General features: G+C 35.2%; 8 protein-coding genes. 1 reads left to right on the forward strand and 7 read right to left on the reverse strand.

Annotated elements, in window-relative coordinates; all coding sequences use genetic code 11:
• A partial coding sequence (locus J2W48_RS00005; protein WP_310276167.1) for a beta strand repeat-containing protein occupies window positions 1–3,954 on the reverse strand: 3,954 nt, incomplete at its 3' end.
• An 82-nt stretch (window positions 3,955–4,036) separates the two neighbouring features.
• Between J2W48_RS00005 and J2W48_RS00010 the strand changes: the two genes are divergently transcribed.
• Window positions 4,037–4,201, forward strand: a complete 165-nt coding sequence (locus J2W48_RS00010; protein WP_310276170.1) for a hypothetical protein — start codon at window positions 4,037–4,039, stop codon at window positions 4,199–4,201.
• A 625-nt stretch (window positions 4,202–4,826) separates the two neighbouring features.
• On the opposite strand, the gene queG is transcribed toward J2W48_RS00010, so the two are convergent.
• The 6 genes from queG to J2W48_RS00040 all read right to left on the reverse strand — a co-directional run bounded on the left by queG (window position 4,827) and on the right by J2W48_RS00040 (window position 12,791).
• Entirely contained in the window at window positions 4,827–5,753 is a 927-nt protein-coding gene (gene queG, locus J2W48_RS00015; protein ID WP_310276173.1) for a tRNA epoxyqueuosine(34) reductase QueG, read from the reverse strand.
• On the reverse strand, window positions 5,750–7,096 hold the full coding sequence (locus tag J2W48_RS00020) for a cytochrome P450 (RefSeq protein WP_310276176.1): 1,347 nt from the start codon (window positions 7,094–7,096) through the stop codon (window positions 5,750–5,752). The genes queG and J2W48_RS00020 overlap by 4 nt, the downstream gene beginning before the upstream one ends.
• A gap of 11 nt (window positions 7,097–7,107) precedes the next feature.
• Entirely contained in the window at window positions 7,108–8,130 is a 1,023-nt protein-coding gene (gene ruvB, locus J2W48_RS00025) for a Holliday junction branch migration DNA helicase RuvB (RefSeq protein ID WP_310276178.1), read from the reverse strand.
• A 111-nt stretch (window positions 8,131–8,241) separates the two neighbouring features.
• Window positions 8,242–10,038 carry a cytochrome c oxidase subunit I gene (locus J2W48_RS00030; protein WP_310276181.1) on the reverse strand — a complete coding sequence of 599 codons (1,797 nt, stop codon included), beginning with the start codon at window positions 10,036–10,038 and terminating at the stop codon, window positions 8,242–8,244.
• A 31-nt stretch (window positions 10,039–10,069) separates the two neighbouring features.
• Window positions 10,070–11,254, reverse strand: coding sequence for a cytochrome c oxidase subunit II (locus J2W48_RS00035; RefSeq protein ID WP_310276185.1), 1,185 nt, complete (start codon window positions 11,252–11,254; stop codon window positions 10,070–10,072).
• A gap of 19 nt (window positions 11,255–11,273) precedes the next feature.
• Window positions 11,274–12,791 (reverse strand): quinol:cytochrome C oxidoreductase, encoded by a 1,518-nt coding sequence (locus J2W48_RS00040; protein WP_310276188.1) that lies wholly within the window; start codon window positions 12,789–12,791, stop codon window positions 11,274–11,276.
• Window positions 12,792–12,814 lie beyond the last annotated feature (23 nt).

The raw sequence follows: 12,814 nt of genomic DNA on the forward strand, positions 1-12,814 counted from the left end.
CAATGAAACAGCATCCCTGGCCACAACGGTATGGGTTCCGGCAGTTACAGCAAAAGTTCCAGCAGGCAGTACAGCAAAAGCACCACCGTCTACAGCATACTCAGTCGCTGCATTATAATTGGTAATGGTAAGCGTTCCGGAAACACCGCAAGTTGGCTGGGCAATTGTCAGTGTTGGATCAGCAGGTACTGTAGTAATAGTTACCAGTGCATTTCCATTCATTGGAGCAGTACATGTTGTTGTTGCATTAGTAGCAATAACAGTATATGTTCCTGCAGCTGTTTTGTTTCCAAAACTAATTACAGAACCAGTTCCTGCAACTGCAGCGCCGTCATTAACTCCGTCCAATTGTAATTGATAATTTACGCCTGTTTCCGAGTTGCTTAATTCCACTGCAACTCCAGTTCCCCCTGCGCAATAAGCACCGCCTCCTGTTACATCGTAGGCTGTTGGGTTTGACACGGTTAATACTGCAGTAGTGGAAACAACATTAGCACATACAAAATTAGATTCAGTTACTATAACCCTGTATTGATACCCATTCATAGAACAGGTTATTCCAGTTAAGTTTAATGAAGATGAATTAGTACCTACATTATTCCAAATAGTCCCGTTTGTACTTTGCTGCCATTGAAATTGTGTGACACCAGCCCCCCCAGATGTAGTTACTGAAAAAGTGGCAGTACCATCAAAAGTGGCCGTTTGGTTCGCAGGATTGCTTACAACGCTTGGAGTCCCGAATGTTACAGCATTAGTATATGATCCGGAATAAGAAGCAGCAATTACTTGACCATTTGAGTTTACAGCTGGAACTCCAGTACCATAAACACCACCATCTCCACCATCTGCTGTGGTTGAATTATAATATTCATTGGCATCAGAACAACCATCATTGTCCGAATCTAAATCCAAATAATTTGGAATCCCATCACCATCTGTGTCACATAATTTCTGATCAATATTGATGTCGTCTATGGCTAAATCATTCCCGGTTCCTCCAGCTGCTATATTAATAAATACCACGTCAATATTTACATTTGAAGAAGGTATAAAAATTGTCGGGTTTGTAAAATTTTGCCAGGCAGTAGTACTACCTTTTTCTACCCTTGGAATATTTCCAGTTGTAAAACTGTATAAAACATTAGAAGGATTTCCAGTTTCTTGAAATTCTATTCTTATATTAGGAAAATTTCTTGCACTACTGCTAGGAATATCTATATCTAAATTCATAACCCAAAAAGAAGCATTAATAGGTGCACTGGTTACAACTCCCGTTAAGGTTCTTCTGTAAAATTCTCCTGCTGAAATACCAGCATTAAAAATAGCCATCCTACCAGCTGTAGGTGAAGTCCCTCCATTGGTATGATCCCCTATATTTTGCCAAAGCGAATTTGCCCATGTAGACGTTTCCTGGGCATTATTAAATATTGTATATCGGCCATCCTGAAGCGAAAAATTTGGAGAGGCAGGCCCATCTGCAGAATTAGTAGGGGTTGTTCCTACTGTTGCCTGATAATAATTATAATTAGTATACGGCGAAGAAATACTAAAAGTACCTGCTGTAGTGCTTTGAGTACCAAAATCCTCTACAAACAAAGGATTTATAAACGTCCCTGTCAGGCCACAAGCCGAATTTTCTACGCTATCCAATATCCCATCATTATCATCATCCAAATCAACAGGATTCGAAACATTATCATTATCACTGTCTAAAGGAGGGTCAGTAACAGACATATTCATAGTAATCTGACACCCATTATTATTGGTATAAGTAATTATAAACGATCCTGCCGAAACTCCCGTAACTATTCCTCCACTGGTTACGGTTGCAATTGCCGTGTTACTAGAAACCCAAGGATTACTACTAGCTGGAGATGCACTCCCAGTTAAAGTGATTGAAGCTCCTTGTGCTACTGAACTTGTACCAGTAATGGTTGGTAAAGGATTTACCGTTACTGTAGCAACTGCTGAATTTGTTGCAGGACATGCACCGCTTTGTACCACAGCTCTATAATAAGTAGTAGCGGTTAAGCTTCCTGTTGCTAATGATGTAGTGCTATTGATAATAGTTGTTGCTGCTGTAGCAAAATTATCTAAAGAAGATTCCCATCTTAGGATGCTTCCCGTATTCCCTGAGAGGCTTAATGTAGTTCCAGTACCCGAACAAACTGCTGTACTTCCAGAGATTGTTCCTCCAACCGAAGTTGGATCCACCGTTACTGTTACGCTTCCTGTCATAGTTTGGGAACAGGTAGTAGAATTGTTTGTAGCTATTACAGTATAATTTCCCGCAACTGTTTTATTTCCAAAATTAACTGCCGAACCTGTTGTTCCTGAAACTATAGCACCATTATTAACTCCGTCTAATTGCAATTGATAATTTACGCCTGTCTGTGAGTTGCTCAATCCAACTGGAACACCTGCTCCTCCTGAACAATAGTTTCCACCACCAGTTACATTATAGGCTGTTGGTGGTACTAACATCGTTGCATTACTAAAAGAAGCCGATGCTGTAGAATTACAAGTTCCGTTACCCGCAGTTACAGTATAAGCAGTTCCCACAATCATTCCAGAAATAAGACCAGAAGACGCTATTGTTATTCCTGATGTAGGCGGTGTAAAAGTATAGGTCAGTGCAGAATTATATCCATTTATGGTAGAAGTTCCAGTTGTTGTACAAGTTGCTGCAGATGTACTGATTGTCGGAACTGCCGGGGTAACACACAAATTAGCAACTCTGGAAGTAGGACCGCAAGCAAAATTACTTTGTTTAACTAAATCTCTATACTTATATCCATTCATTCCTGAAGTTGCACTCGTAATAGTCAAAGTTCCCGTTGTAGTTCCTGAATAAACACCTACATTGGTAATATTAGCCCAAGTACTACCATTATCTGTACTCACTTGCCATTGGTGCTGTGTGGTAGCTGAACCTGTGGTTGTAACAGTCGTCGTAAATGTTGCATTTGCACCTGCTGCTGTAGATTGATCGGCAGGTGTAGCTGGATTTAAAATACTTGCAACACCACCACCAATAGTTACGTTTGTATAAGTTCCTGCATAAGAAGCCGCAACCGGTCCGGTTACAAGACCCGATCCATTAACCGTTGGAACTCCTACACCATAAACACCTCCATCATTACCATCGGCAGTAGCTAAATGATAGTATTCGTTAGCATCTGAACAACCATCGTTATCAGAATCTAAATCGAATTTATTTGGAATTCCATCATTATCGGTATCACACTGCCCATTCAAATTGGCATTGTCAAAATTCATAGCATCATCCATCGATACAACATACGAGTAGGTACCTGCAGGCAAACTTACTGTACCTTCAATAAAAGTCCAACTAGTATTATTTGTAACTGTAATATTTCCAGTTGTAGCTCTTACAACTCCTGCTATTCCATTTCCATCTACAATTCTTATAGATCCTGTACCTGTTGATGGAGCAAGACTACCAGGAGCAGCATTTCTGGAAGAGAAAAAACCACTATAAGTTAATATAGTTGTTCCTGATCCAGTTAGCGTAAAAGATTGATAAAAATCATTTGAACCATTTGTTATATCTAAGTACCGCTGTGCAGTATTAATATTTGCAAGTCCTGGATCGGCACTGCTTTGTGGTCCCCATCCAGAAACACCTCCTCCATACACAAATGGCCCAGGTCCATCGACCAGAATCACATTTGATTGATTGAGTCCTACCAGAACCCAAGGAGTAATAATTGCACCTATGTTATTCCCTTGCGCAGGCGTGGTAACATTTTCAAAACTACCTGATAATATTAAATTAGAACACTCATCAGTATCCAAAATTCCATCATTATCATCATCTAAATCTTGGGAATTGACAATACCATCTCCGTCAAAATCATCAGAAGGACCATATTGAGCATTTGCAGAAATAACAAAACATAATAGCATGACTATTAATGTTCCTCTGGACATCAAAAATGATTTTAATCTTTCTATTAAATGAAAAGGTATTAAACCGCAATTACAAAACAGTAATATTATCCTTTTGAATAAAATGAAAAATACACTAAAAGATATTGATTTAGAAAAATTAAGTCCTTTGAAAGTAAAGTTATGCATAGACAGTTTTGGTTTTAATAACACAAATGAAAAAATTGGAAAATCCAAAAGAAAATTCCAGAGTAAAAAATGGTTTTATAAAAAAATTAAAAATGGATAATAGTCCCGAAAAGATTTTTACGAGATCTTTATAACAATAAAGTAATATGTGTCCCATAATTTTAATTAAAGACCCAAAAAAACTTCTTAGCTGATATTCAGTATATTGGGATAAGCGAAAGTATACAAACCATAAAACATTAGCTACATTTTTCGGTGAATGGCTTAATTAGACGATGAAATACGTTTTTTATACTTTGCTATTCACTATTTATAAAAAAATAACTTTATGTTAAACAAAAAGAGTAGTAAATAAAAACCATTTGGTTTGTTTATCTTTTTAGACATAATAACTATTTTTAACTTCTTACTTTTAAATATTTATCGGATTTTTCCTTTTTTTATTATATTAAATTCCTCTCCAGTTTTGGAATTTGTCATTAGTCAAATATTAAAAAGATTAGGTGGAAGTATTATTCTTTAAAACAAATTTGAAAATAATTTTTGCCCGCTTTTTTTTTCAAAACCCAAAACTATATCAGACAGATTCCTGTAAACAAAAAAATGTTACAGGAAAAAGATTTTAAGTCATGAAAGAGGGAAAAGGAGTTATAAGAACTATTTTTACTTATTAATAGTTGCTTATATTTTTAAATCAATTTAGAATTTTATGAAATTTTTCAGAATTATTCTAAAAACTTAACGTTTCTTTTTAAGCCATCAAACTTGGTTCTTTTTATGGGAGAATTTTTAAAAACAACACGAAAAGTTTCTTCTGTAATTTCAATCCAGTCTTTCTTGGAGAAAGAAAGTAAATCCGGATTGGCGTTGAATAAAGGTTCGGAATGTGATTTTGAGAATCTATTCCAGGGACAAACATCCTGACAAGTATCACAACCAAACATCCATTCATCAAATTTCCCTTTCATTTCGTAAGGGATATTTTCTTTAAGCTCGATGGTATAATATGAAATACATTTGCTTCCATCGACAACATACGGAGCCACAATTGCTTGTGTGGGACAAGCGTCAATACAGGCAGTACAGGAACCACAATGATCTGTGGTTGCGTAGTCATATTCTAAATCCAGATCCAAAATAAGTTCTGCAACGAAATAAAAAGAGCCTACCTTTTGAGTCAACAGGTTACTATTTTTTCCTATCCAGCCTAAGCCACTTTTTGCTGCCCAGGCTTTATCGAGAACAGGTGCAGAATCAACAAAGGCACGTCCTGAAACCGCTCCGATATTTTCCTGAATAGAAAAAAGAAATTCATTTAATTTTTCTTTGATCACAAAATGATAATCCTGACCATAGGCGTATTTTGAAATCTTGAAACTATCTTCGTTTTGAGTTTCTCCTGGATAATAGTTAAGTAAAAGAGAAATCACACTTTTAGCGTCATCAACCAAAAGTGTTGGATCTAAACGTTTATCAAAATGGTTTTCCATATAGGCCATTTGACCATGATAGTTTTTGTTGAGCCATTTTTCCAGCCGGGGTGCTTCTTCTTCTAAAAAACCAGCTTTAGAGATACCGCAAGAAAGAAAACCAAGTCTTTTAGCTTCCGATTTTATAAATTTCGAGTATGTCTCTTTAGAATTAATACTCATCTTTTAGAAAATAAAACTTCAACTTCAACAGGCTTTAATGTTATCAACGGATTGAATTTGATATCGTCTGTATTAGAAATGATGGTGTATTTCTTTACAATATGAGCAATAGCCAAACCCATTTCATAAATAGCAAATCCGGCTCCAATACACATTCTTGGTCCGGCTCCAAAAGGATAAAAGAATTGCATTGAAATTTTCTTTTGTTGACCCAAAAAACGCTCGGGATCAAATTTATCCGGATTTTCCCAATATTTGGGATTACGATGTAGTGCATAAAAAGAAATACCAATTAGTGTTTCTTTTTTAATATTATAACCTGCTAGTGTATCATCTTCAATATTTTGCCTGTCAGTAATCCAAGCCGGAGGATATAGACGCATTGCTTCATTTAAAACAGCGTTGGTGTAAATCATTTTTTGAAGCTGCTCGACAATATCATCTGTCTGCGATTCAATTTCCATGATTTCGTCCAGCACTTTTTGTTGAACTTCAGGATGTCTTCCTAAAAGATGCACAGCAAAAGTTAAAGCATTTGCAGTAGTTTCATGTCCTGCAATAAATAAGATTTTAATTTCGTCAATAAGTTGCGTTATTGACATTGGCTCACCTGTATCTTCATACCGTGTTTCAAGAAGCATATTGAGCAAATCATTATATTCATCATTAGAAGAATTTCTTATCTCAATTATTTCTCTTATGATCTTATTGTTTTCTAAAGCCAGCAGCTTATGCTTTTTCACCTGACCATTTAACGAAAACCACCAGGCTTTATGAGGAAGCCTTATTTCCTTGACAAGGAAGTTCTGAACTTCTTCAATAATGAATTTTATTCTGTCTAATTTTTCTTCTGAAATTGAAAATTGAAATAACGATTTAGCCACTACATTAAATGCCAGCTGGCTCATAACAGGAAAAAGAGCAACTTGTTTTTTCTCCACTAAACCATCTAGTTCTAAAACAATAGTCTGATTCATGTTTTCTACTAATTGATTCATTTTTTGCTTATGGAAAGCAGGCTGAATAAGTCTTCTTTGTTTTAACCAAAAGTCACCATCTACAGTCAAAAGTCCTTTCCCTAAATATTTTGAAAGATAGACGGATTGAAACTTCGATTTATAATAATTCTTTTGGTTCTTTAATAATATATACTCTGCAATTTCATTATCTCTTGATAATATTATATACTTTGATAATCCTATTTTGATTGAAAAAGAATCTCCAAATCTGTCAAAATACTTTTTATGATAGGGTATCGGATTTCTTCGTACTCCTTCGGCATCCAATAGAAATCTTCCTAATGAAATTTTATGAGGATAATTATATTTTCTATTCCCGGACATTGATACAATTATTAAAACAATCCGCCTTGAATATTGGTATTGATTTTCCCTAAATGCTTATATGCTTTATCGGTAACCTCACGTCCTCTGGGCGTACGCATAATGAAACCTTCCTGGATTAAAAAAGGTTCATAAACTTCTTCAATAGTTTCACTGCTTTCAGAAACGGCAGTCGCTAAAGTTGACAGTCCAACAGGGCCTCCTTTAAATTTATTAATTATGGTCAATAAAATTTTATTGTCCATCTCGTCAAGCCCGTGTGCATCAACATGTAATGCTTTTAAGGCATAACGTGCAATTTCAAGATCAATAGTTCCATTACCTTTTATTTGTGCAAAATCACGAACCCTACGTAATAAAGCATTAGCAATACGAGGTGTACCACGGCTCCTTCCCGCAATTTCAATCGCAGCATCCAATGAAATCGGCATTTTTAGTATAGAAGCGCTTCTTTCAACAATACTAGTTAAAAGTTCAGTAGTATAATATTGTAAACGGGATGATATTCCAAAACGGGCACGCATTGGAGCTGTTAATAAACCTGAACGTGTTGTAGCTCCAATTAAGGTAAAAGGATTTAAATTGATTTGAACTGTTCTGGCATTTGGTCCGGATTCGATCATAATATCAATCTTAAAATCTTCCATTGCTGAATATAAATATTCCTCAACAATTGGGCTTAAACGATGTATTTCATCAATAAACAGAACATCCCTTTCGTCTAAATTGGTAAGCAAACCTGCTAAATCTCCTGGTTTGTCGAGAACAGGGCCAGAAGTAATTTTTATCCCAACTTCAAGTTCATTAGCCAAAATATTAGCCAAAGTAGTTTTTCCTAATCCTGGAGGACCATGAAACAAAGTGTGATCAAGGGCTTCACCTCGTTGATTTGCTGCAGCAACAAAAACTTTCAAATTCTCCAAAACCTGATCTTGTCCGGCAAAATCATCAAATGACAGCGGGCGCAATCTTTTTTCGACATCAAATTCTTCCGGATTATATCCTTTGGTGGTGGGATCTAGATTTTCATTCATCTTACAAAGATAGACAAAGTAATCAGTTTGTAAAACAGTAAAAATAAGTGAGTAAAATTTTAACTAAAACAAAAAAAGACTGCCACTCAGGAACAGTCTTTTTAAATATTTTTAGTGATGTAAAACTTCTTCACCTTCTTTCATTGGAACATTTTGTGGCACAAAATCTACATCATGATTTGGGTTACTGTAGTCATATGGCCAACGGTACACATGAGGAATTTCACCTGGCCAGTTACCGTGCATATGTTCTACCGGAGTAGTCCACTCTAGAGTTGTAGATCTCCATGGATTTTGTACAGCCTTCTTTCCGTAGAAAATACTACTGAAGAAGTTATACAAGAATACCAACTGAAAAACTCCACCGATCAAAGCAAACATTGTAATTAAAACATTCACATTTTGTAAATCATCAAATAATGGAAAGTTTGTATTTGTATAATAACGTCTTGGTAAACCTGCTAATCCAATAAAGTGCATTGGGAAGAAAACTCCATAAGCACAAACTGCTGTTACCCAAAAGTGAATATAACCTAAGTTTTTATTTAACATTCGTCCGTACATCTTAGGGAACCAGTGGTAAATACCAGCAAACATTCCGTAAAGAGCAGAAATACCCATTACTAAGTGAAAGTGAGCAATTACAAAGTAAGTATCGTGAACGTTAATATCTAAAGTACTATCTCCTAAAATGATTCCTGTTAAACCACCTGTAATGAAGGTAGAAACCATTCCAATTGAGAATAACATTGCCGGATTAAACTGTAAATTACCTTTCCATAAAGTCGTAATCCAGTTAAACGCTTTTACAGCAGATGGAATTGCAATCAATAAAGTTGTAAAAGTAAACACAGACCCTAAGAAAGGGTTCATTCCAGAAAGGAACATATGGTGCCCCCAAACAATTGTTGATAAAAATGCAATTGCAAGAACTGACATAATCATCGCTCTGTATCCAAAAATTGGTTTACGGGAATTCGTAGCCATAATTTCAGAAACAAGACCCATTGCCGGCAAAATTACAATATAAACCTCAGGGTGACCTAGAAACCAAAATAAGTGTTCAAATAATACCGGAGACCCGCCTTGGTAATGTAAAACCTCTCCTGCAATATAGATATCAGATAAGAAAAATGAAGTTCCAAAACTTCTATCAAAAATCAATAATAATGCAGCAGATAATAAAACAGGGAATGAAATAACGCCAATAATAGCTGTTACAAAAAACGTCCAGATCGTAAGCGGAAGTCTGGTCATAGACATTCCTTTAGTTCTTAAATTGATTACCGTAACGATGTAATTTAGAGATCCCATTAAAGAAGACGCAATAAAGATAGCCATAGAAACTAACCATAAAGTCATACCTGTTCCAGAACCTGGAATCGCTTGTGGTAAGGCACTTAATGGAGGGTAAATTGTCCAACCTGCCGAAGCTGGTCCGGCTTCAACAAACAATGAGCATAACATTATAACAGCAGACAGGAAAAATAACCAATATGAAATCATATTCATAAATCCGGAAGCCATGTCCCGCGCACCAATTTGAAGTGGAATAAGCAAGTTACTAAAAGTACCACTTAAGCCTGCCGTTAATACAAAGAATACCATGATGGTACCATGTATTGTAACCAATGCTAAATAAATATCGTTAGCCATTACACCATCTGGTGCAAATTTATCTCCTAATAATACATTAAATATTTTAAAAGACTCTTCCGGCCATGCCAATTGCATTCTAAAAAGCAAGGACATTGCAACACCAATTACACCCATAATAATACCGGTAATTAAATATTGCTTAGCAATCATTTTGTGATCAATACTAAAAATATATTTAGTAATGAAAGTGTCTTTATGATGATGTTCGTGCTCGTGATCGTGTGCGTGATCGTGTGCTTCTGCTGACATATATGTATACTTTAAATTTTCTTAATAAATATTATTTTATAGTAACTTTTGCTACAGCTGCCTTAACAGTATCAACAACTGCATTAACTGTATCTTGTATAGTACTATCCTGACTCGTTCCTGCTCCTTCTGCTGGCTTTTCAGAAGCTGCTGCAGATTTAATATCCTGGGCAAGAGTTGTTTTATCACTTAACCAGCTTTTAAAATCCTCAGGAGAATCTACAACAACTTTCATTTGCATATTGTAGTGTGATGCTCCACAAATTTTATTACATAATAACAGATAATCAAATATGTAAGGATCTAAGCCCGTACCACCATTTGCAATAAGTTCAGCACTTTTTTTAGCTCGAAGCTTATTAATATTAGCTACTTTTTCAACCATAAAAGGTAATTCTCTGTATTCTGCTGTTGTATAGGTAGGAACAAAAGCAAATTCTGTAACCATTCCCGGAACAGTATTCATCTGAGCCCTAAAATGAGGAAAGTAAGCAGAGTGTAATACATCCTGAGAACGCATTTTAAAATGTACTTTTTTACCTTTTGGAAGGTGTAATTCAGAAACTACAATATCATCTTGTGCATAAGGATCAGACATGTCAACACCAAGAGTATTTATCCCTTCTATTAATCTTACATTAGCTTTACCCAGAACATTATCCGGACCGGCATATCTTGCAGTCCATTTAAATTGCTGGGCATATATTTCGATTTCAATTACTTCTTCATCTTTATCAACAAACATAATGTTGTTCCATGCGTACAATCCATAAAGAATTAAAACAGCTAAAACAACTGATGGAATAATACTCCAAATAGCTTCTAATTTATTACTATCTGCAAAAAACAAAGCTTTCTTATCCTTATTACCTTTATATTTAAAAGAGAACCAGTATAATAATCCTTGTGTGATGGCCTGAACTGTAAAAATCAATACCCAGGTAATATTCATTAAGCTGTCTACTAAAATACCATGCTCCGAAGCAGGAGTATGAAGTGCTAAATTACCCCATTTAAGCAAACCATAAATAGTGAATATATAAATGAAAGCTAAAAAGCCAAACATAATATAACCCTGAATATTATTATCATTATCTGATGCAATCTGAGAATCGTCCGAAGATGACCCTACCTGAGTAAGATCAAATATCTTGGTCAATTGCCATAATGCAACTGCTAATAAAACTAAAACTATAATTACCAACAAACTTGTCATCTGTTTATTTCTTTAAATATTAATAATGAAAATGTTTACTTTCTTCAATGAAAGGATTTCTTTTTGCTAATAAAGGAACTTTAGTCAATGCAGAGAAAACTACAAAAATAAATAAACCTAAGAAGAAAAGAATTGATGCAATTTCAGGAACTCCAATAAACCATCTATCTCCAACTGTACCCGGCATAATCATATTAAAGAAATCTATATAGTGACCTAACAATATAACTATTCCAGCCATTACAATTACCCAGCTAATACGTTTAAAATCTGTATTAATTAATATCAGCAATGGGAAAACAAAATTCATAACCACTGCTCCAAAAAACGGTAAATTATATAATTCTATTCTGGTAACAAAATAAGTAACCTCTTCCGGGATATTTGCATACCAGATTAACATAAACTGAGAGAACCATAAGTATGTCCAGAAAATACTAATACCAAACATAAATTTAGCCAAATCATGAATATGACTTGTATTAACAAACTCTAAATATCCTTTTGACTTTAAATAAACTGTAACTAATGCAATTGAAGTAATACCACTAACAAAGAAGGAAGCAAATACATACCATCCAAATAGTGTACTAAACCAGTGCGGGTCAAATGACATAATCCAGTCCCAAGACATAATTGACTCAGAAACAATAAAGAAAACTAAAAATCCAGCTGAAATATTAAAATTCTTTTTATAGAATAAATCATCATTTGCTTCGTCTTGTGCCAAACAATTCTTTCTAGAATAAAATTGATATAAATTCCAACCAATTAAAAATACAGCTGCTCTGATAATCCAGAAAGGAAAATTCAAATATCCTGATTTACCTGCGATAATTGCGTCATAATTTGGGCTTTTTGGATCTGTAACTCCTTCTCCTAACCATACAAAAATATGATTAAAATGCAATCCGCAAAGAACCAATATAATAAAGAAAATAACTGATCCAACTGGTAAATATGATGTAAGACCCTGCATTACCCTAAATAAAACCGGAGACCAACCTGCCTGCGCAACTTGCTGAATAGCATAAAATGCTAAAACTCCCATAGAAAGCAGTAAAAAGAAAATACAAGCGACATACAAAGCAGACCAGGGTTTGTTTTGTAATTGATGAAAAACATGTTTAGCATGTGCTTTATGCTCTTGCTCATGTGAAACTTCAGTGTGCTTTTCTGCTTTTACTTCATGATTTACAACTGCAGTATTATGTTTCTCTTCAGATTTTAGCTCGTGAGCAATTTCTTCTTTTGCGACAGTAGAGTCTTTATTTACAACAACTTCAGAATGTGCATTTGTAGCTTCTTCATGATGCACAGCCTCTGCTGTTGCCACATGATTTGTTGCCTCTGTTTTTTCATGATGTGCTGCAGCTTCACCATGTCCTCCACCGTGCTCTGATGCTTCTTTTGTAAGAAGAGTTTCTACCTCTTCGATATTTTTAGGAGCAGTTAAAAAACCATATCCAATTCCTAATATACCAACGGCCATCAGAATGAAAGAAAAAGTTTTTAATTTACTTGAAAATGTATACATATCTATTACGATCAGTTTGTTCA

It is taken from the genome of Flavobacterium piscis (genome assembly GCF_031457575.1).
Taxonomy (GTDB): Bacteria; Bacteroidota; Bacteroidia; order Flavobacteriales; family Flavobacteriaceae; genus Flavobacterium; species Flavobacterium piscis_A.